Raw genomic sequence first — 21,515 nt, 5'->3', positions numbered from 1 at the left:
TATCTGGGAAGGCTCACCGGCCATCCCGGCTTTCCCCTCGCAAGAGGGGAAAGAATCAGACCTCAGGCTTTCTCCGTCACAATCCTCACACCGACTTTACTCACCTGATGACCGTCCATTTCGGCAATCGTCCACGTCAGACCATCCCATTCAATATGGTCACCGATCACCGGCTCACCGCCCAGTAATCTGATCACGAAGTGCCCCAGCGACTGCGACTGATCCACCGTTTCTTCCAGATTCAGCCCGTAAAGCTGTGAAATCGCGTCCAGAGGGGCATCGGCCTGCAAGATGAAATCACCGAAGAACCGGTCGTCGAGCACCACTTTATTGCTGTCACTGAACAATTTACCCAGCTCCGGCAGGTGCTTTTCCTGACCAATGACACAGAGAATATCGCCCTCTTTCAGCCGCGTACTGCCGGTGGGGTGCAACATCTCTTTGCCACGGAACAGGGCGGCAATTCGCGTTTCCTTCGGCATTTGCAGATCACGCAGCGCTGCGCCGACGCACCACTTCTCCGAGCCCAGCTGATAAATAAACTGTTCCCAGTCGTTATACACATCGATATCCAGCCCGAGGCGGGAAATCGGCGTCGGCTGCGGCGGAACCAGTACCTTCGCTTTTTTCGCCGCAAACCCCAGCGACGTACCCTGCACCAGCAGAGAAACCAGCACGATGAAAAAGGCGACGTTGAAGAACAGCGTGGCGTTCGGTAATCCGGCCATCATCGGGAACACCGCCAGAATGATCGGCACCGCGCCGCGCAGGCCAACCCACGAGATAAAGAACCGTTCGCGCAGGGTGAAGTTTTTGAACGGGATCAGACTGACGAAAACCGACAGCGGCCGCGCGAGCAGGATCATCCACAGCGAGAGCGCCAGGGCAGCGACGGCGATGGGCAACAGATCGCTTGGCGTCAGCAGTAATCCCAGCACCAGGAACATGCCAATCTGGCTCAGCCACGCCAGCCCGTCGAAGGTTTGCATAATCCCGTGGCGGTTGCGGATCGGCATATTGCCCAGCATCAGCCCGCACAGGTAAACCGCCAGAATACCGCTGCCTTCCAGCGCCATGGTAGCGGCGTAAACCAGCAGGCCACCGCTGAAGGCCAGCAGCGGGTATAAACCGGCGGCCAGGGTGATTTTGTTGATGAGTTTGTGCAGCAGCCAGCCGCCGCCGAGGCCAAACACGATGCCGAGGCCAAACTGGCGCACCACATCCACGATAAACATCAGGCTCAGCCCGTGTTCACCTTTGGAAATCATGTCGATCAGGGTGATGGTCAGGAACACCGCCATCGGGTCATTACTGCCGGATTCTATCTCCAGCGTGGCGCTGACACGCTCGTTGAGGCCTTTACCGCCAATCAGTGAGAACACGGCGGCGGCATCGGTCGAGCCGATAATCGCGCCAATCAGCAGGCCCTGCATCAGATCGATGTGGAACAACCACGCCGCCGCCATGCCGGTCAGCCCTGCGGTGATCAGCACGCCGACGGTGGCCAGTGACAGGGCAGGCCACAGCGCGACACGAAACGACGAGGCCCGCGTGCGCATCCCGCCGTCGAGCAGGATCACCGCCAGCGCCAGGTTACTGACCAGATACGCTGCCGGATAATTATCGAATGCGATCCCGCCGATGCCGTCGACCCCCGCCAGCATACCGATGGCGAGGAAAATGACTAAAATAGGGATGCCAAGCTTAGAAGAGAACGAACTGAGCAAAATGCTCGCTGCGACTAACAGGGCGCCAATAAAGAAAAGTGTGTTGATCGTGCTGGCGTCCAAGAGTGTTCTCCTTGTAAAGCATGAGTGGCGCGGGGGAAGTGCGGTTTCATCATCAGTGACGAGGTGACTAATTTATCAGGAAAATGAGCCCCTTGCTGGGGTCATTTCGGATTTTTATTAGTTGCACTTAAGAATAAAAAACTATGCTTAATGATGAGAGAAGTCTATCTGCAATCAGTCAACAGGAGCAGCAAATGAGTGAATTTACCGGCGTACACCGTGAAGTGCTGGAAGATGGCAGCATCAAACATGTGGTTATCCGTGATGCAGCGGGCAATGAGCAGGCAATGGCCGCAAAAGATTACATTTCGCAAGGGATCCAGCCGGAACTCGATGAGTTGCCCGAAGTGGGCACCTCTGAGGAATTTCCGGTATCCGGCAAAGGCTGAATCCCCGCCCCGCGCACGCGCGGGGAACGCCTTTTTTACACGCCTAAACGGTCACGCAGTGAATAGTAAGCGGCACCAAGCATGGTGAACGGCACCTGGAAGTTGCGGCCACCGAAGAAGGGCATGTGCGGCAGACGGGCGAAGGCGTCAAACCGCTCGGCGTCGCCGCGCAACATCTCGGTGATGAGCTTTCCGGCCAGATGCGTGAGCGTCACCCCGTGCCCGCTGTCTCCCTGCATATAGTAGATATTATTTTCCAGCCGTCCGAACTGCGGCAGGCGCGAGAGCGTCAGCAGGAAATTGCCGCCCCAGCGGTAATCAATCTTCACGCCCTTAAGCTGCGGGAAGGTGCGGTTGAGCTTGGGCAGGATCACTGAATCAATATTCGGCGGATTTTTGCCGCCATAGGTCACGCCCCCGCCATATAACAGGCGGTTATCGGCAGTGAGGCGGAAATAATCCAGCAGATAATTGCAGTCCTCCACGCAATAATTATTGGGCAGCAGGGAGAGCGCCATATCGTCCGACAGGGGTTCGGTGGCAACAATCTGTGAACCGCACGGCATGCTGAGGCGCGTAAGGCGCGGGGCCAGTTGCTGGCTCAGATACGCATTGCCCGCCAGGATCACATATTTGGCTTTGACCTGACCTTTCGCCGTGTGGACCAACGCCGGGTCGCCGTGGTCGATGCGCGTCACCGCCGAGCCTTCATAAATACGCCCGCCGTGACGGCGCACCGCTTCGGCTTCGCCCAGCACCAGATTGAGCGGGTGAATATGGCCGCCATTTTTATCCAGCAGCCCGCCGACGTAACGGTCGGTGGCGATCTCGCGGCGGATGGCACTTTCATCCAGCAGGGTTAATTCGGTATGTCCGTAACGGTTCCACAGCTTTTGCTGGTCACGCAGTTTTGACAGCTGGCGTGAACTCAGCGCGGCAAACACGCAGCCGGGGCGATAGTCGCAGTCAATAGCGTACTGGTCGATGCGCTGACGGATAATGTTCGCGCCTTCAAACATCATGCTGCCGAGCATATCTGCGGTCTGCCGCCCGTAACGATCTTCAATCACATCAATATCACGGCTGTAGGAATTGACCACCTGGCCGCCGTTGCGCCCGCTGGCGCCCCAGCCGACGCGGGCGGCTTCTAACACCACCACGTCATAACCGGCTTCACAAAGGTATAAGGCGGAAGAGATGCCGGTGTAACCGGCGCCGACAATACAGACATCGCACTCAATATTGTCAGTCAGCTCCGGCCAGGGCGCATGCGCATTGACGGAGCTGGCGTAGTAGCTGTCGGTGTGAGGCGCACCGACGGCGCGGGGACTTCCTGTTTGAGCACTCATAATGACATCCTTCTTTGGGTTCCCGTTGCCACGCCCGGATCCGGTGACAACTAGAAGGTATTAGGGGTATGTGCACTGACTATCCTGCAAATCCGCGTAGAAATATTACTGAAGCTGTGGGGGTTAGCAGTGTTAATGGCATAGCTTTGCCCCGCACGCAGCGGATAACGTTGACCGTTGACGGTTAAAATGATTTCTCCTTCTAACAACGTACCGACTTCTTCTCCCTGATGTTTGATTTTGTCGCCAGTGGTACTGCCGGGCTGATAGGTTTCCAGCAGCATGGCGACCGCGTGGTTTGGCGTGCCGTTGTGCACCATTTTCATGGACACTCCCCGGCTGCCGATTTCAATCAATTCCGCCGAATCAATGACAATTCTCGGTTTGTCACTTTCCCGCGTTTCAGCAAAAAATTCCGATAACGACAGCCCATATACCCGTAATAACTTTTGCAGCGTACTCACAGCGGGGCTGACTTTATCCTGCTCGATGGTGCTGATGGCGCTGTGCGTCAGGCCAGACAACTCGGCGGCTTTACGTTGGGACATGCCGAGTTGCTGACGAATTTCAGAAAGCCGGCGACCAGGCGCCAGACTGACTTCGCTCATCCGTCTATTCCTCGCGAGCGCTCCGGGCCTGATGGCCTTTGCGGCAGGCATTGATAAATGCGTTGAACAACTGACGGGACACCGGGTCCGTCAGGCTGTGCCATTCAGGGTGCCATTGCACACCCAGAGCAAAGGGATGGTCGCGCACACTCACGGCTTCCACCAGATTATCCGGCGCACGGGCTTCCACATTCAGTTCTGCGCCCAGACTTTTCGCCCCCTGACCGTGCAGGGAATTCACCTGAAACTGCTGATAATCAGGTAACAATTCCGAAAGTAATCCCCCCGGCGCAATGTGAACCGGATGCACAACGTTGTATTGATCATCATGCGGCAGGGTGGTGTCTTCTCGGTGATCCATATATCCCGGCACCTCCTGTACCTTGCGATGCAGCGTGCCGCCGGTGGCCACCACTAACTCCTGCAAACCGCGGCAGGCCGCGAACAGCGGGATCTTCTTATCCAGTGTGGCGCGGATAAGTTGCAGACTCAGGCGATCCCGCCCCGGATCGGCAAGCTCCTCGACACCTTCTTCACCGTACTGATGAGGCTCAATATTACTGGGGCTGCCGGTGAGGAAGATGCCGTCAAGGCCTTGCAGGATCTGGTCTATCGCGCCTTCACGCGCTGCCAGCTCATGCGGCAGGCAGACGGGCAGGGCGTCGGCGTTGAAAATGGCGTCCAGATACTTTTCGTGAACGGTGAGTGCAGGGTTTTCATCAACAGAATTCTCACACATGACTACCCCAATGATCGGTCTGTAGCTGGTCTGTTTCCCCGCTGATGCCGTGGAAAATATATTGCCCATAGTCCCGCCTCGTTGAGTAAGTGAATGGAATAACAGGTCGTGCCTCCCCGCACGCTGTTTTAACGCATTTGATCAGTGATGATGGCCTTCTTCTGTCCAATTTAGCAGCGCCATGATGGCTTTTCAAACAGAGTTGTTACTGAATTGTATGTGTTGCAAAAAATTTATGTTAAGGCTAGGGTTAATCATATGGCCTATATTTTGAGCATGGCCGGGCGGGTAACAGACACACCAGAAGAAGATGACAAATGAGAAAACTGCGTTGAACAGAGCAACCAAACGGTAAGGCTTAACCGGCAGGCATCATGGTGGTGCCGTTGACGCCGGAATCCAGCAAATGGCGGAAAACCTATGCAAGCGACTGAACTGATGAATGAAATTAAGAAAGAGATTAGCGAGAACACCTCTCTTGCTAAGCACATTGAAGAGCGAAGTAGCGCGTTCCAGGATGAAGTAACCCACTACCTGGAGCGTCACCCGCAAACCCTTCACGTCGACGTCCTGCTCACTGATCTCAATGGTTCCTTCCGCGGCAAACGCGTTCCCATCTCCGCCCTGCGCAAACTTGAAAAAGGCTGTTACTTCCCGGCATCGGTTTTTGCCATGGACATTCTCGGGAATGTTGTGGAAGAAGCGGGTCTTGGGCAGGAGCTTGGCGAACCCGACCGTAACTGTATTCCCGTCCCCGGCACCTTAACGCCGTCAGCGTCTGACCCCGAACACACCGGCCAGCTGTTGCTGACCATGCTTGACGAAGATGGCACTCCCTTTGACGTTGAACCCCGCAATGTGCTGAATCATATCTGGCAAACATTGCGCCAGCGGGGATTATTCCCGGTGGTAGCGGTAGAGCTGGAGTTTTATCTGCTCGACAGGCAGCGCGATGCGGAAGGCTATATCCAGCCGCCGTGTACGCCCGGTACGCAAGAGCGCAGCATGCATACGCAGGTCTATTCCGTGGATAATCTTGATCACTTCGCCGATGTGCTGAGTGACATTGACCGTCTGGCACACATTCAGGGCTTGCCGGCCTCGGGTGCCGTGGCGGAGTCCTCACCGGGACAGTTTGAAATCAATTTGCAGCACAGCGAAAATATTCTGCGCGCCTGTGATTACGCCCTGATGCTTAAGCGTCTGGTGCGCCTTGTGGCGGAAAATCATGAGATGGACGCCACCTTCATGGCGAAACCATACGATGACTACGCGGGCAGCGGGATGCACATCCACCTCAGCGTGCTCGATGACAATGGCAAAAACCTGTTTGCCAATACGGATGGTCAGGATTCAGAACTGATGAAACGCTCACTGGCCGGGATGATCGCACTGATGCCCGCGTCGATGGCGATTTTAGCGCCGAACGTCAACGCGTTCCGCCGCTTCCAGCCGGGCATGTATGTGCCGACGCAGGCGTCATGGGGGCATAACAACCGCACCGTCGCGCTGCGCGTACCCTGCGGCGGCGTGGCCGATCATCGCGTTGAGTACCGCGTTGCCGGTGCGGATGCCAACCCTTATTTAGTGGTCGCCACCGTGCTGGCGGGCATGTTGTTCGGGCTTGATAACGATCTGCCGTTGCCGGAACCGGTCACCGGGAACGGTCTGGAGCAGGAGGGTATTCCGCTGCCCATCCGCCAGAGCGATGCCCTGTATGATTTTGATGAACAACCGGCGCTGAAAAAGTACCTCGGCGAACGTTTTTCGCAGGTCTATCACGCCTGTAAATCCGATGAGCTGTTGCAGTTTGAACGCCGTGTGACGGAAACCGAAATCGACTGGATGTTGCGTAACGCCTGATTTCCTTCGCAACGGGCGCCGTTTTTACGTTATCAGCGCCCGCACTTTGAGGAAATCCATGCACGAATGTTTAAATCTGGAAAAGAATTTGTAACTGAAAGCCTATGAATCTTGTCATTCATGCGTGATTTGTGCAAAATACGCCGCACTGCAGATAACCGACGCTTAAAGGCGCCGGTTATTTTTTTTGTATGTGCAGTACCCAAACTAATTCAACAGAGGCCGGACCCAGATCCGGATAGATAACAAGGTTCGTGTGCGATCCCAAATTAACAACGGTCGCCACTATGAGGAAATGTAACATGGGGCAATATTTCAAACCTGTACCGGTGCCTGCCGGTGCTTCTTTCCGCTGCGGCCACATTCGCTCAGCCTTCACTTGCGTCTCCAGCGATGTGAAGATCTATCCCCCGTTTACTGGTAATAACTCACGAAGTTTTCCCTGTACGTTGCGTTCAGAGGCGTTTAAGCGCCCGGTGTCTGCAATTCAGGGAGGACTGAGCCATGTCTGCTAATACATCTGCCGCTCCGGCCACTCAGCGCGTTCAACTGCGTAAAACCCTGACGCTGGTTCAGGTTGTGATGATGGGTCTTGCCTATCTGCAACCGATGACCATTTTCGATACCTTCGGCATCGTTTCCGGCCTGACCGATGGTCACGTCGCGACCGCGTACATCTTCGCGCTGATCGCCGTTCTGTTTACCGCCGTGAGCTACGGCAAACTGGTGCAGCGTTTCCCGTCTGCCGGTTCTGCTTATACTTACGCGCAAAAAGCCATCAGCCCGCACGTCGGCTTTATGGTGGGCTGGTCATCACTGCTGGACTACCTGTTCATGCCGATGATCAACATCCTGCTGGCGAAAATTTACCTGGAAGCGATCTTCCCCGGCGTGCCGTCGTGGATATTCGTTACCGCGCTGGTGGCGATGATGACTGCGTTCAACCTGCGCGGCATCAAAGTGGTGGCTAACCTCAACAGCATTATTGTGGTGGTGCAGGTGGCGATCATGGTGGTGTTCCTGGGGCTGTTAGTCCGTGGTGTTTACATGGGCGAGGGCATGGGGACGCTGGCGACCACCAAGCCGTTCTTCAGTGAAAACGCACACGTAGTGCCGATGATCACCGGTGCGACCATTTTGTGCTTCTCGTTCCTCGGCTTTGACGGCATCAGCTCGTTGTCAGAAGAAACGCCGAACGCGGGCAAGGTCATCCCGAAAGCGATTTTCCTGACCGCGCTTATCGGCGGGATCATCTTTGTTGTGGTGTCTTACTTCCTGCAACTGTACTTCCCGGACATTTCACGCTTTAAAGATCCGGACGCTTCACAGCCTGAAATCATGTTGTACGTGGCCGGTAAGTTCTTCCAGTCCGTCATTCTGTGCTTTAGCTGCGTAACCGTTCTGGCTTCCGGCATGGCGGCGCACGCCGGTGTTTCCCGTCTGCTGTACGTGATGGGCCGTGACGGCGTATTCCCGGAAAAACTGTTTGGTTATGTGCATCCGAAATGGCGTACCCCGACCTTCAACGTCTTGCTGGTTGGCGTGGTGGCGATGTCTGCGGTGACCTTTGATCTGGTCACGGCGACGGCGCTGATCAACTTCGGCGCGCTGGTGGCATTCACCTTTGTAAACCTGTCGGTGATTTCCCAGTTCTACATCCGTGAAAAACGTAACCGTACGCTGAAAGATCACATCAACTATCTGATCCTGCCGGTGATTGGTGCGCTGACCGTGGGTGCGTTGTGGCTGAACCTGGAATCCAGCTCCATGACGCTGGGTCTGGTGTGGGGCGCTATCGGGTTGGGTTATCTGGCGTTTATTACCAATGCTTTCAGGAAGCAGCCGCCGCAGATGAGCGGGGAGATCGCCCCCGAGGCGTAATTGCAGAGGGCCGCTGCAATGGGGGCTTTTATTGCTGACGCGGATTGAGGATATTTCGGTTTCTCACTGTCTGCGATTACCTGAACTTTTGCGCCGAAACCGAGCAGAGGGGAAAGACTTTTCCCCTCTGCACTCCCCTCGCTTTTTCAAACACGTGCCATGCAGACAGGCTATGTTTCAGCTATTCCTGCTATTGCCGCAAAATCCCGTCGCTGCGCGATTCCCTTCGGTCGGGTTACAACCCGCGCAAAAAACGCGGTTTTTCACCTCTCCCTCCGGCGTGATTTCTGAACGCGGCTAGTGGCTTCCGGGTCACAACTTCACCCGTTCGGATCACTTTAAAAGCAAAACGCGTTGCTCAACATTCATCTGATATTGCTTTTGAAATCATCATTCATCTGGTTTTGATTTTGAAAAAAGGTGAGAGGGCGCGATCAAAAAATCCTGCCGAACGGAGCGGCTTCGAGACCTTAGGCTCGAAGACCGGGAGAGGGCACCGCGCAGCGGCAGGGTTTTGCGCCACTCACTGTTGCCACAGGATATGTCCGCCATGCCAGCGATAGCGCGCAGTAAAAAGCGGGGAGGAATCCAAAGGAGGGAAAGCACTTCCCTCCTTTGGGCGGTTTCGGCGCAGCGCGTTAAGTGAACACTGCAATTAAGAAACCGAAATAACCTCGGTCAGGTTGGAAAGGCCGCCATTGCAGCGGCTTCTGCAATCTACGAGGCTAACCGTTTCCCATATTCAAACAGCGCCCCGAGAAGCGCCATCTTCTCCCCATCTCCCTCATGCAAGTTATAGAGCGCTTCAAGCTCTAATGCATAATTCTGAAAACGCTCGTCGGTGAGCTTGGTCTGACGATGTAACATCCAGCGCTTTTGTTCGGCATCCGTCAGCGTCTCGGGGTAGTTGCGTGCGCGGAAACGGAACAACAGCGGTTCGATGCGGGAATCATTAAACGTCAGATCCAGCGCAGGAAGATTCTCCGGGCGGGTTTCCAGAATGATGCGCATGGCGGCGCGATCGGCATCGCTGAAGAAACCGTCGTAAAGGCGGGCATCAACGTCGTCCGATGGCGTAAACGGCTCGGCTTCGGCGAACATCGTCACCACTTTCTCGCGCACCTGCGGGTTCTGGCGCAGCAGTTGCAGGTTTTCCAGACAGCGCTGACGATCAATCCCCAGCCGCTCGGCGTTTTCCGGCAGCAGCGTTTTGGCCGGCGCCAGCACCGGGCATTTATTGACGTGCACCAGTTTAATTGGCAAAGGCGATTGCCCCGCCTGCAACGCGTCGCGGCGGCTGTAGAGGCGCTCGCGCATCTCATCAGGAGTGAGATCCAGCAACGTCGACATATCACCGGCCAGATCGCACATGATCACGGCGTTTTTATTCTCAGGATGCCACGCCAGCGGTGCAACCCACGCGGTGTTACCGCGCGCGGCGCCGAACATGCCGGAGACGTGCACCAGCGGCGCCATCGAGGGAATGTCGATCAGCGTATTGAGTTTATGTTTGCTGCGATGCTCGAGCAGGAAGCTGAACAGGCGCGGTTGTGCCTGCCTCACCAGTTTCGCCATGGCGATGGTGGCGTAGACATCGGCCATCGCGTCGTGGGCATTTTCGTGTTCGATGCCGTTGGCTTTGGTCAGATGTTCGAGGCGGAAACTGGGGAAGCCTTCGTCGTTTTCCGGCCAGTTGATGCCTTCCGGGCGCAGCGCATAGCAGGCGCGCATCACGTCGAGGAGATCCCAGCGCGAATTGCCGTTCTGCCAGCTGTAGGCATAGGGGTCGTAAAAGTTGCGGTAAAGAATGTTGCGGCTGACTTCATCGTCGAAACGAATATTGTTATAGCCGACGATGCAGGTGGCCGGCACGCTGAACGCCTGGTGAATTTGCGCGGTAAACTCCGCTTCGCTCAGGCCGCGTTCCAGCGCAATCTGTGGCGTTATGCCGGTGATCATCACCGCTTCCGGTTCCGGCAGGTAATCATCAGAAGGGCGGCAATAAATCACTAACGGCTCTTCGATGATATTGAACTCTTCGTCAGTCCTCACCCCGGCAAATTGCGCAGGGCGATCCAGCGCCGGATTTTTACCGAATGTCTCGTAATCGTGGAAGTAGAATGTTTTTTGAGGCTTGTCTGACATGACGAAGATAACCTTATCAGTGCGGAATTGGGGGTGAATCGCCGGATAGGATACCATCCGACGCAACGATGTCATGACAAAATCCTCAGTCGCGCAACAGACCCCGCAAATCGCCGGCATTTCCCGCACGCATCCCGCAAAACCCTGACCAAACCGGGGTGATCCCCTTTACTAACTCGGCTAAACTAACGTTCTCATTGAATAATCGCCGATGGCAGGCCAAACGTGCGTCTCGACAAGAAAATTTCCCCGCTGGATAACGTCATATATCGCCACTACCGCATCACCCATGCGCTGCGTATTGCACTGGCGTTTATCCTGACATTCCTGATCGTCCGCCTGACTCACATCCCTGAAGGCACCTGGCCGCTTATCACGCTGGTGGTGGTGATGGGGCCGATTTCATTTTGGGGTAACGTGGTTCAGCGGGTGATGGAGCGCGTCAGCGGGACGGTACTGGGATCGGCGTCGGGCCTCATCGCCTTGTGGCTGGAACTCTATTCGCTGCCGCTGATGCTGGTCTGGTGTGCCATCGTGATGTTCGTCAGCGGTTATCTGACGCTCGGAAAACGTCCCTACATGGCGCTGCTGATCGGCATTACGCTGGCCGTGGTGTGCGGGGCAGGGCCGGGAGATATGGAAATGGCGCTGTGGCGTTCCGGTGATGTGATATTCGGCTCATTTTTGGCGCTGTTTTTTGCCAGCATTTATCCGCAGCGCGCCTTTATTCACTGGCGCATGCAGATGGCCGACTACCTGATGTCCCTCAACAAAATTTACAGCGCCTGGCTTTCCCCCAATCTGCTTGAACGCCCGCACCTGCATGGCAAGCTGAAATCGGCGATGAGTCAGATGGTGAAAATGCGTTCACTGTTTGCGCCCGCCAGCAAAGAATCGCACATTCCCCGCGAGGTGTTTGACGCTGTCCAGACCCTCAGCCGAAATCTGTTGTGTACGCTCGAACTGCTGGCCGATGCCTACTGGAGTTCGCGCGAAAGCCATTTCCTGATGCTCAACGCGCGCACCTTGCGCAGTGCGCAGTTGCTGATACTGGATACGCTTGAAAAACTGAGCCTGATGTTGCTTAACGGCACGCGGGGCGATGAACTGAAAATCAGCCATCAGCTGAATGAATCTGCAGAAGAGCTGAAAGCGCTGATGGCAGAAATGAATGCCGCCCACCATCTGGAAGCGCAAGTCTATGGTTACGTCTGGCTGAGCGCGCAGGTGGCGGAACAACTGAAGTCAATGGGAGATCTGATCACCCTGACCATGCAAAAAGAAGAAGCTCAAATAAGCAGCGGTAAAACGCCGAAAGCATGAAGGGATTTTTTTCTGCCGCCTAAAACGGGTAAGATGGCGGTATTGGACGATTATCTGAGCGCGCAGCACGCACTTTGCTCCTCTTTTTGCTAAGTTGTTATTCACTGTCAGTCACATGTGAATAAGCGGTTGCGACAAGTCAGTCACTGAATCTGTGTAACTTAATCGAAGGTGTTAAAATGGACAATATCAATAAGCCGAGTTTCCAGGACGTTCTGGAGTTTGTGCGCATTTTCCGTCGTAAAAACAAATTACAGCGTGAAATTGCAGACAACGAAAAGAAAATCCGCGACAACCAGAAGCGCGTTCTGCTCCTCGACAACCTGAGCGATTACATCAAACCAGGCATGAGCATCGACGAAATTCAGGCGATCATTGCCAGCATGCGCGGCGACTATGAAGATCGCGTTGATGATTACATCATCCGCAATGCAGACCTGTCGAAAGAACGTCGTGAAATGTCCAAAAAGCTGAAAGCGATGGGCGAAATCAAAGCCAACGAAACCAAGTAATTTCGTTGTCGCCAAAAGCAAAAAACCGGGCTTAAGCCCGGTTTTTTTATGTCCAGAATGCGTGAGTGACGATTAATGCAGATGAGACAGGCTGGCCGCGCTTATCCGCAAACCCTGATCGTTGAAGACCATGCACCGTTCGGCCTCAAACCAGGTGGTCAGGCTCTGGTACGGGTTGAACGCCATATCGCCCGGCAGCAACATTTTGAATCCGTCGGTGCCGTAACACTGGCCGAACAGATAGGTGCTGTTGCCCAGCCGCTCAACCACTTCGCAGTTAAATTCCAGCGCATTCTCTGTTTCTTTTGACAGCAAATGCTCGGGGCGAATGCCCAGGGTAATGCGGTCGCCGCTCGCCAGTTCGGGGGTGCGCAATGCCAGCGTCAGGGTTTTCTCCGGCGTAAGGCGCACTTCCAGCCGCTCCGGCTGCCAGCTCAGCACCTCGGCGGGCAGGAAATTCATTTTCGGTGAACCAATAAAACCGGCAACAAATTTATTGACCGGATTGTAGTAAAGGTCCATCGGCGCGCCCATCTGCTCTATTTTTCCATAATTCATCACCACGATTTTATCCGCCAGCGTCATGGCTTCGGTCTGATCGTGCGTCACGTACACCATGGTGGTTTTCAGTTCCTGATGCAGTTTGGAAATGTGTAAACGCATATCAACGCGCAGTTCGGCATCCAGGTTAGAAAGCGGTTCATCGAACATAAATACCTGCGGATTGCGCACAATCGCGCGGCCAATGGCGGTGCGCTGGCGCTGACCGCCGGAGAGTTGCTTCGGTTTTCTGTCCAGCAGATGGGAAAGTTGTAACGTCTTGGCGACCATCTCCACCTGATGGCGGATTTCCTCTTTCGGCACGCCGTTCACTTTCAGTCCGTAGCCCATGTTTTCGGCAATGGTCATGTGCGGGTAGAGCGCGTAAGACTGAAACACCATCGCCACGCCGCGGCGTGAAGGGTCAACGTCGTTCACCCGCTGCTCCCCAATGTAAACGTCCCCTTCGGTAATGTCTTCCAGCCCGGCAATCATGCGCAGCAATGTGGATTTCCCGCAGCCGGACGGCCCGACAAACACCGTAAATTCTCCGTCTTCAATATCAATATTGATGTCATGCAGCGTCACTGTTTTATCGAAACGCTTCACCACATTCTTAAGTCTGATGCTGGACATATTTGGCCTCTTAAAGATTCATACCGCTGATATTTCGGACTATAACCACCTTGTGTAAACGTTTGCACAGGTCGGTTCGAATTTTGGAGAGGAGATCACACAATACACATCTTTTGGTAGTGATTTTAGAATTCAAAGTTTAACGTATAACACGAATTCGGAAGCGACATTAATCACTGTGTTGTCAGGTTTTAAAGGGTTTTAAACACGGGTTATTGATTGGGTGTCGTCAGGTTCTACACAAAAATGTTATACCTTCACATCCAGGAGCAACAATGAAAATTACACACCTTACTGCCTTGGTACTGATGTCGTTAAGCCTGAGCAGCCAGGCTGTCCGGGCAGCCGAGGGACAGCTACTTATCTGGGAAGATATTAAGAAATCTTCCGGTATTTCCGACGCGGTGAAAGATTTTGAAAAAGAGAACAACGTCAAAGTCGTTGTGCAGGAAACGCCTTATGCACAACAAACGGAGAAATTACGTCTGGATGGTCCGGCAGGCATCGGCCCCGACGTCGTCGTGATCCCCAATGATCAGCTCGGTACGGCGGTTGTGCAGGGGTTACTGGCCCCGCTGACCCTCGACAAAGCGTTCACCGACAGCTTTACGCCTTCGGCGATCAACGCGTTCCAGCTGAAAGGCCAGACCTACGGCGTGCCAAAAGCGGTGGAAACGCTGGTGCTGATTTACAACAAAGACTTACTGCCGAAAGCACCGGCGACGCTTGACGAGTATTACACCTTCTCCAAAGAAGAGCGGGCGAAAGGCAAATACGGCCTGTTAGCCAAGTTCGACGAAGTCTATTACGCCTACGGCGCGATGGCATCGATGGGGGGGTACATTTTCGGTAAAGATGCGAAGGGCGAGATCAACGTCGAAGACATCGGCCTGAACAAACCGGGCAGCATTGAAGCGGTGACCTATCTGAAAAAATTCTATGCCGACGGGTTATTCCCGGCAGGGATCACCGGCGAAAACGGACTGAATGCCATTGATTCCCTGTTCACGGAGAAGAAAGCCGCCGCTGTCATCACCGGCCCGTGGGCGTTTCAGCCGTATGAAGCGGCGGGCATCCACTACGGCGTGATGCCGTTGCCGCTGTTACCTAATGGCAAACCGATGAGCTCTTTCCTCGGTGTGAAAGGCTACGCGGTATCCACTTACAGCAAGCAAAAACCGCTGGCAGAGAAATTCATCACCTTCATCAATCAGCCTAAATACGCCAAGGTGCGCTATGAAGTGACCAAAGAAATTCCGGCACTGACGGCGCTGGTCAACGATCCGATGATTAAAAATGATGAACGCGCCAACGCCGTGGCGCTGCAATCCACCCATGCCACGGCGATGCCGGGCGTGCCGGAAATGCAGGAAGTGTGGGGGCCGGCCAACAACGGTATTCAGCTGGGCGTGACCGGCAAGCAACCGGTGCAGGCCGCTATGAATGACGCGGTGAAAAATATCCAGATGCAAATCGAGGCGGCGAAAGCCAGCAACGAGTGATCCGGTAACACACTTTGTACGTCTGACAGGAGGGCGTGAATTCACGCCCTCACCAGTGAAAGGAACATCTTTGTGTCTATGCGTCTCCACGAGGAAAACCATGCGCCACACGCAGCCAGCCACCATGCACCGGTGGCTCTGGCGGCGGCGCTTATTCCCGGTTTTGGTCAGTTTTATAACCGACAATGGGCCAAGGGAAGTCTGTTTTTTGTCATTTTGTTTTGTTTCGCCGGTGTCTTTTATGATTTCCTGCAACAGGGATTTTGGGGCTTATATACGCTGGGCGAAGAAGTGCCGCGTGATAACTCCATCTTCTTATTAGCCAAAGGCATTATCAGCGTCCTGATTGCCGCCTTTGGTATCGGCTTTTATTATCTGAGCCTGCGCGATGCCTGGGTTAACGGCAAACGACGCGATCAGGGCGTGGAATTACCCGGCGTCAGAAAGCAATATCATTTATTGCTGCGCGAGGGTTTCCCTTATTTAATGATCACGCCGGGCTTTATATTGCTGGTGTTTGTGGTGGTGTTCCCGATTATTTTCGGTTTCTCCATCGCGTTCACCAATTACAATTTGTACCACACGCCACCGGCTAAATTAGTCGACTGGGTGGGGTTCAAAAACTTTATTAATATCTTCACGCTCAATATCTGGCGCTCCACATTGCTGGACGTATTGCAATGGACGGTGGTCTGGACGGTGCTGGCGACCACGCTGCAGTGCAGCGTCGGCGTTATGCTGGCCATCCTGGTCAATCAGAAAGATTTACGTTTCAAAGCGCTTATCCGCACCGTTCTGATTTTGCCGTGGGCGGTACCGGGCTTCGTGACTATTCTGGTGTTTGCCGGGATGTTCAACGACTCTTTCGGCGTGATCAACAACGGCATTCTGGCGGCGTTAGGCATTGAACCCAAGGCGTGGATGACGGATCCGTTCTGGACCAAAACGGCGCTCATCATGATGCAGACCTGGCTGGGTTTCCCGTTTGTATTTGCGATGACCACCGGCGTATTGCAGGCCATTCCGAATGATTTGTATGAGGCCGCCACCATGGACGGTGCCAGCACCTGGAAGAAATTAAAAACCATTACGCTGCCGCTGGTTTTATATTCCATTGCGCCGATCATTATCACGCAATACACCTTCAACTTTAATAACTTCAATATTATCTATCTGTTTAATAACGGTGGCCCGGCGGTAGCCGGATCGAATGCAGGCGGTACGGATATTCTGGTGTCATGGATATATAAACTCACCATGTCATCCTCGCAATATGCCATTGCCGCGACCATTACGATTTTGCTGTCGATATTTGTTGTCGGTATTGCGCTGTGGCAATTCCGTTCAACCAATTCATTTAAACAAGATGATATGGCGTAAGCGGGAGCAGGGTGATGAGTAAGAACAGCAGTATTAAAAGAAACCGGTTTATCCGCCTTTCGCTGAGTTATGTCCTGTTACTGATCGTGGCGGTCATTATTATTTATCCGCTGATCTGGACCGTCGGTGCGTCGCTGAATGCCGGTAACAGCCTGCTCAGTACTTCAATAATTCCGGAGAACGTGTCGTTCCAGCACTACAAAGACCTGTTTAGCGGCGACGTGAATTACGTTGGCTGGTACTGGAACTCGATGAAAATCAGCTTCCTGACCATGGTGCTGACCCTGATTTGCGTCAGTTTCACCGCCTATTCCTTCTCGCGTTTTCGCTTTAAGGGCCGCAAAGACGGGCTGATGCTGTTCCTGTTATTGCAGATGATCCCGCAGTTTTCGGCGCTGATCGCCATCTTTGTGCTGGCGCAGTTACTGGGGTTAATCAACAGCCATCTGGCGCTGGTGCTGATTTACGTCGGCGGCATGATCCCGATGAACACCTATCTGATGAAAGGCTATCTCGACGCCATTCCGAAAGATCTGGACGAGTCAGCGCGAATGGACGGGGCGGGGAATTTCCGTATTTTCATCGAAATCATCATGCCGCTCTCCAAACCGATACTGGCGGTGATCGCGCTGTTCTCCTTCACCGGCCCGCTGGGGGATTTCATTCTCTCCAGCACCATTTTGCGCACGCCCGATAAGTACACCTTGCCGATTGGCCTGTACAACCTGGTGGCGCAGAAAATGGGCGCGAATTACACCATGTACGCCGCAGGCGCGGTGCTGATCGCCGTGCCGGTCGCCATTTTCTATCTCGCCTTACAAAAATACTTCGTTTCCGGCCTGACGGCTGGCAGTACCAAAGGATAATCCGATGACTCTCTTTTCTAAAAAGATGTTCAATAAAAGCGCAATGGCCTGCGTGCTGCTGGCGATGTCATTTTCCGGCATGGCGCAGGACGTGGTGATCAAAAAAGTCGCCAACGTTCCGGCGGATTTCATCAAAGGCGCAGACATTTCGACGCTGATTGATGTGGAAAAGCACGGCGGCAAGTTCTTCGATCAAAACCATAAGCAAACCGATGCGATGGTGATCCTTAAACAGAACGGTTTCAACTATGTGCGCCTGCGCCTGTGGGTGGATCCGAAAGATGCGGATGGCAAACCTTACGGCGGCGGCAATAACGATCTGGCCACCACGCTGGAACTGGCGAAACGCGCCAAAGCGCAGGGTTTTAAAATCCTGCTCGATTTCCATTACAGCGATTTCTGGACCGACCCCGGTAAACAGTTCAAGCCGAAAAGCTGGGCGAAAATGGATTATCCGCAGCTGAAAACGGCCATTCATGATTACAGCCGTGAAGTGATCGCCAAATTCCGTGAACAGGGCACGGTGCCGGACATGGTGCAGGTCGGCAATGAAATGAACGGCGGAATTTTGTGGCCGGAAGGCAAAAGCTGGGGCGAGGGCGGCGGTGAGTTTGACCGTCTGGCCGGGCTGCTGAATGCGGCGATTGCCGGAGTGCGTGCCGATGAAAAAAATCCGTCGGACATCAAAATCATGCTGCATCTGGCTGAAGGCACCAAGAACGATACCTTCCGCTGGTGGTTCGATGAAATCAATCAGCGCAAGGTGCCTTACGACGTCATCGGCCTGTCGTTTTACACCTACTGGAACGGCCCGATCTCTGCGCTGCAAACCAACATGGACGACATCAGCAAGCGCTACAACAAAGACGTGATCGTGGTGGAAGTGGCGTATGGCTACAGCACCCAAAACTGTGATGCGGCTGAAAACAGCTTCACGGAAAAAGAAGCCAAAGACGGCGGCTATCCGGGCACGGTGCAGGGGCAGGCAGACTTCCTCAGCGACATGATCAAAAGTCTGGTGGCCGTGCCGGATCACCGTGGCAAAGGCCTGTTCTACTGGGAACCGACGTGGATCCCGGTCAGCGGTGCAGGCTGGGCAACGCCCGCGGGCATGACCTACATCAACGACCACTGGAAAGAGGGCAATGCCCGCGAAAATCAGGCGTTGTTCAGCTGTGACGGTCAGGTTCTGCCTTCCATTCAGGTATTCAAGTAATTTCCTTTTCCCCGGTCACATTGGCCGGGGAGCACTGACTTTTTCTTAAAGATTTAAAGGATTAAGCATGACGAAATTCCCTCTTCTGAGCAGTAAGATTTCCGGCCTGTTACACGGCGCGGACTACAACCCCGAGCAATGGCTGGACACGCCTGACGTGCTGATCCGCGACGTCGAAATGATGAAAGAAGCGCGCTGCAACGTGATGTCAGTGGGAATTTTCAGCTGGTCGGCGCTGGAGCCTGAAGAAGGGCGCTATACGTTTGACTGGATGGATCAGGTGCTCGACCGTCTGCATGAGAACGGCATTTTTGTCTATCTCGCCACGCCAAGCGGCGCACGTCCGGCATGGATGTCGCATAAATACCCGCAAGTGTTGCGCGTCGGGCGCGATCGCGTCAAAGCGTTGCACGGCGGGCGTCACAACCACTGTCTGAGTTCACCGGTTTATCGCGAAAAAGTCCAACTGATGAACGGCCAGCTGGCAAAACGTTATGCCCACCATCCGGCGGTGATCGGCTGGCACATCTCCAATGAGTACGGCGGCGAATGTCATTGTGACACCTGTCAGGAGCAGTTCCGTGACTGGCTGAAAGCGCGCTACGTCACCCTTGATGCGCTGAACCAGGCCTGGTGGAGCACGTTCTGGAGCCACACTTACACGGACTGGTCACAGCTGGAATCGCCGTCGCCGCAGGGTGAAAGTGGCGTTCACGGCCTGAATCTCGACTGGCGTCGTTTTAATACCGACCAGGTCACGCGTTTTTGCAGCGACGAGATCCGCCCGCTGAAAGCCGAAAACCCGGCGCTGCCGGCGACCACCAATTTCATGGAATATTTCTACGATTACGATTACTGGAAGCTCGCCGGGGTGCTGGATTTCATCTCCTGGGACAGCTACCCGATGTGGCACACCCGTCAGGATGATATCGGCCTCGCGGCGTACACCGCGATGTACCACGATCTGATGCGCACCCTCAAGCAGGGCAAACCTTTTGTGCTGATGGAATCAACGCCAAGCTTCACCAACTGGCAGCCGACCAGCAAACTGAAAAAGCCGGGAATGCACATTCTTTCCTCGCTGCAGGCGGTCGCGCACGGTGCGGATTCCGTACAGTATTTCCAGTGGCGTAAAAGCCGCGGCTCGTCTGAGAAATTCCACGGCGCCGTGGTCGATCACGTCGGGCATATTGATACCCGCGTGGGGCGCGAAGTGGCCGAGCTCGGCACGATTTTATCCGCCTTAGCGCCGGTGGCGGGCAGCCGCGTGGAAGCCAAAGTGGCGATCATTTTTGACTGGGAAAGCCGCTGGGCGATGGACGATGCCATGGGGCCGCGCAACGCCGGACTGCATTATGAAAACACCGTTGCCGAGCATTACCGGGCGCTGTGGTCACAAGGCATTGCCGTCGACGTGATCAACGCCGACTGCGATTTACAGGGCTACGATCTGGTGATCGCGCCGATGCTGTACATGGTGCGCGAAGGGGTCAGCGAGCGGATAAGTCATTTCGTGCAGAGCGGCGGGCGCTTTGTCGCCACCTACTGGAGCGGCATCGTCAACGAAACCGACCTGTGTTTCCTCGACGGATTCCCCGGACCGTTACGCCCTGTGCTCGGGATCTGGGCGGAAGAGATCGACAGCCTGACCGACGAGCAGCACAACAGCGTCGCCGGTGTCGAAGGTAATGCGCTGGGGTTGAGCGGGCCGTACCGTGCATCGCAGCTGTGTGAGGTGATCCATCTGGAAGGCGCGGCGGCGCTCGCCACCTATGGCGATGATTTCTATGCCGGTGCTCCGGCCGTTACCGTCAATTTGTACGGTAAAGGGCAGGCGTACTACGTGGCATCGCGCAACGACGCCCAGTTCCATGCCGATTTCTTCACCGCGCTGGCGAAAGAAATGCATCTGCCGCGCGCCATTAACACGCCGCTGCCGGAAGGCATGACCGCCGCAAGGCGTACCGACGGCGAAAGCGAGTTTATCTTCCTGCAAAACTACAGTGCGCAAAGTCAGAGTGTCACATTGCCGCTGGATTATCAGGATATCGTTCACGGCGGCAATTTACCGCGCAAACTGACGTTACCGGCATTTGGTTATCAGATCCTGACACGTAAAATCGCGCAATAAGAAGTATTACCGGCGTGCAACGGGGAATATTCCCTGTTGCACGTTTTTTCATTTCTGCAAGAGAGGATTAATGATGGTCAATATTAAAGACTTTATGCATGTGTTCTCGGCGAAGAATAAAAACCTGAAAGATGACGTACCACCGTCCACGGATGTGTCGTTATTAATTGAGGCGCTCGGTGGCCGCGATAATATTATTAATGTCGATGCCTGTATCACCAGGCTGCGCGTCAAGGTGAAAGCGCTTAAACCGGTTAACTCCGGTGCCATCCAGCAGGCCGGGGCGATAGGGGTGGTCATTATTGGTCAGGAAGTCCATGCCATATTTGGTAAGCAGTCCGACAGCCTGAAGAAATTAATGACAGAGAAATTTGGTTTAAACAGTAATTAACTCTTTTTAAATAACGCTAAAAATAAAGGCAGCCCGACACCAGGTTGCCTTTATTGTTTCTTATTTTAAATCAATAATAATGTTGCTGCTGTGCGGAGAAAAAACGTAATGATCCCCTACAAGAGAAATTAAGTTTTTATCTGTCGCTTTATAACAATGAGGATATGACTTTTTTGTACAACATGACTTCAACTTTCCAAAATCAGTGAAGTTGTGGCAAATCGGCAAGCCAACGCAGCGACAGCTTCAGAAAT

Annotated in this window: 16 protein-coding genes and 1 pseudogene; 11 read left to right on the top strand and 6 right to left on the bottom strand. The window is 54.2% G+C overall.

The window, feature by feature from the left end; all coding sequences use genetic code 11:
• Window positions 1-62 precede the first annotated feature (62 nt).
• Window positions 63-1,790, bottom strand: coding sequence for a potassium/proton antiporter (locus ACO0U8_RS10745; RefSeq protein WP_056769379.1), 1,728 nt, complete (start codon window positions 1,788-1,790; stop codon window positions 63-65).
• A 194-nt stretch (window positions 1,791-1,984) separates the two neighbouring features.
• On the opposite strand from ACO0U8_RS10745, the gene ACO0U8_RS10740 reads away from it, so the two are divergent.
• Window positions 1,985-2,179, top strand: coding sequence for a hypothetical protein (locus ACO0U8_RS10740; RefSeq protein ID WP_056769381.1), 195 nt, complete (start codon window positions 1,985-1,987; stop codon window positions 2,177-2,179).
• 35 nt (window positions 2,180-2,214) lie between these two features.
• Here ACO0U8_RS10740 and ACO0U8_RS10735 read toward each other — a convergent pair whose 3' ends face one another.
• Genes ACO0U8_RS10735 through puuD form a run of 3 tightly spaced genes read right to left on the bottom strand, consistent with a single transcriptional unit; the run spans window position 2,215 to window position 4,944 of the window.
• The gene (locus ACO0U8_RS10735; RefSeq protein ID WP_056769383.1) at window positions 2,215-3,528 is read right to left on the bottom strand and encodes an NAD(P)/FAD-dependent oxidoreductase; all 1,314 of its coding nucleotides are present in this window, start codon (window positions 3,526-3,528) and stop codon (window positions 2,215-2,217) included.
• A gap of 50 nt (window positions 3,529-3,578) precedes the next feature.
• On the bottom strand, window positions 3,579-4,136 hold the full coding sequence (puuR, locus tag ACO0U8_RS10730) for an HTH-type transcriptional regulator PuuR (protein ID WP_056769385.1): 558 nt from the start codon (window positions 4,134-4,136) through the stop codon (window positions 3,579-3,581).
• Window positions 4,137-4,140: 4 nt separating this feature from the next.
• On the bottom strand, window positions 4,141-4,944 hold the full coding sequence (gene puuD, locus ACO0U8_RS10725) for a gamma-glutamyl-gamma-aminobutyrate hydrolase (RefSeq protein WP_056769388.1): 804 nt from the start codon (window positions 4,942-4,944) through the stop codon (window positions 4,141-4,143).
• Between the two features lie 369 nt (window positions 4,945-5,313).
• Between puuD and ACO0U8_RS10720 the strand changes: the two genes are divergently transcribed.
• Entirely contained in the window at window positions 5,314-6,738 is a 1,425-nt protein-coding gene (locus ACO0U8_RS10720) for a glutamine synthetase family protein (protein WP_421670991.1), read from the top strand.
• A gap of 504 nt (window positions 6,739-7,242) precedes the next feature.
• Entirely contained in the window at window positions 7,243-8,619 is a 1,377-nt protein-coding gene (locus tag ACO0U8_RS10715; protein ID WP_056769390.1) for an APC family permease, read from the top strand.
• Window positions 8,620-9,336: 717 nt separating this feature from the next.
• Here ACO0U8_RS10715 and sbcB read toward each other — a convergent pair.
• Complete coding sequence (sbcB, locus tag ACO0U8_RS10710; protein ID WP_056771830.1) at window positions 9,337-10,764, bottom strand: exodeoxyribonuclease I; 1,428 nt, start codon at window positions 10,762-10,764, stop codon at window positions 9,337-9,339.
• A gap of 225 nt (window positions 10,765-10,989) precedes the next feature.
• Here sbcB and ACO0U8_RS10705 point away from each other — a divergent pair, with 225 nt between their 5' ends.
• Window positions 10,990-12,087 (top strand): FUSC family protein, encoded by a 1,098-nt coding sequence (locus tag ACO0U8_RS10705; protein ID WP_056769392.1) that lies wholly within the window; start codon window positions 10,990-10,992, stop codon window positions 12,085-12,087.
• Between the two features lie 179 nt (window positions 12,088-12,266).
• A complete protein-coding gene (locus ACO0U8_RS10700) occupies window positions 12,267-12,599 on the top strand; it encodes a DUF496 family protein (RefSeq protein ID WP_013574907.1) in 333 nt (110 codons plus the stop codon).
• A 72-nt stretch (window positions 12,600-12,671) separates the two neighbouring features.
• Here the strand turns inward: ACO0U8_RS10700 and ACO0U8_RS10695 are convergent, their stop codons facing one another.
• The gene (locus tag ACO0U8_RS10695) at window positions 12,672-13,775 is read right to left on the bottom strand and encodes an ABC transporter ATP-binding protein (protein ID WP_136376448.1); all 1,104 of its coding nucleotides are present in this window, start codon (window positions 13,773-13,775) and stop codon (window positions 12,672-12,674) included.
• Between the two features lie 275 nt (window positions 13,776-14,050).
• Here ACO0U8_RS10695 and ACO0U8_RS10690 point away from each other — a divergent pair, with 275 nt between their 5' ends.
• The 6 genes and pseudogenes from ACO0U8_RS10690 (at window position 14,051) to ACO0U8_RS10665 (ending at window position 21,261) form a co-directional block, all read left to right on the top strand.
• Window positions 14,051-15,277, top strand: coding sequence for an extracellular solute-binding protein (locus tag ACO0U8_RS10690; protein ID WP_056769396.1), 1,227 nt, complete (start codon window positions 14,051-14,053; stop codon window positions 15,275-15,277).
• 78 nt (window positions 15,278-15,355) lie between these two features.
• Window positions 15,356-16,657 carry a carbohydrate ABC transporter permease gene (locus ACO0U8_RS10685; protein ID WP_056769398.1) on the top strand — a complete coding sequence of 434 codons (1,302 nt, stop codon included), beginning with the start codon at window positions 15,356-15,358 and terminating at the stop codon, window positions 16,655-16,657.
• Window positions 16,658-16,671: 14 nt separating this feature from the next.
• A complete protein-coding gene (locus ACO0U8_RS10680; protein ID WP_122094837.1) occupies window positions 16,672-17,523 on the top strand; it encodes a sugar ABC transporter permease in 852 nt (283 codons plus the stop codon).
• A gap of 106 nt (window positions 17,524-17,629) precedes the next feature.
• Window positions 17,630-18,739 (top strand): annotated as a pseudogene (locus tag ACO0U8_RS10675) (glycoside hydrolase family 53 protein); the annotation flags it as partial.
• A 67-nt stretch (window positions 18,740-18,806) separates the two neighbouring features.
• A complete protein-coding gene (locus ACO0U8_RS10670; protein WP_421670767.1) occupies window positions 18,807-20,870 on the top strand; it encodes a beta-galactosidase in 2,064 nt (687 codons plus the stop codon).
• A gap of 73 nt (window positions 20,871-20,943) precedes the next feature.
• On the top strand, window positions 20,944-21,261 hold the full coding sequence (locus tag ACO0U8_RS10665; RefSeq protein ID WP_056771833.1) for a glucose PTS transporter subunit EIIB: 318 nt from the start codon (window positions 20,944-20,946) through the stop codon (window positions 21,259-21,261).
• The last annotated feature ends 254 nt before the right edge of the window (window positions 21,262-21,515 follow it).

This window comes from Rahnella sp. EDr1-12 (genome assembly GCF_049206505.1).
GTDB classification, from domain to species: Bacteria; Pseudomonadota; Gammaproteobacteria; order Enterobacterales; family Enterobacteriaceae; genus Rahnella; species Rahnella rivi.
Note: the sequence above shows the minus strand (reverse complement) of the source record. Positions and strands in the feature narration are given on the sequence as shown.